Source organism: Pseudomonas sp. SIMBA_067 (assembly GCF_046534675.1).
GTDB lineage: Bacteria > Pseudomonadota > Gammaproteobacteria > Pseudomonadales > Pseudomonadaceae > Aquipseudomonas > Aquipseudomonas putida.
Map to the genome: position 1 here is coordinate 1 of NZ_JAWRYH010001070.1, position 247 is coordinate 247.

1 protein-coding gene is annotated in these 247 nt (G+C 39.3%); it reads left to right on the top strand.

Annotated elements, in window-relative coordinates; all coding sequences use genetic code 11:
• The coding region (locus SB765_RS32535; RefSeq protein ID WP_410932879.1) for a hypothetical protein at nucleotides 1-247 on the top strand (247 nt) is incomplete at both ends.

Sequence of the window (247 nt, forward strand, 5' to 3'; positions counted from 1 at the left end):
GTGTTGCCCATGAGATGAATACCCCGATTGGAGGAGCCGTTATTTCGGTTTCTAATGCCGATATGGCATTAAATAAATTAAATGAAGCCATGAAGCAAGGGCTAACTAAATCAACCCTAGAAGACACAACTACACGCATTGGAGAGAACTTAGCACTGGCAAAAGTTAACTTAAATAAAACAGCGCTGTTGGTGAAAAGCTTTAAAAAAATGGCGATTGATCGCCATAATGATGAGTTTATTGCATG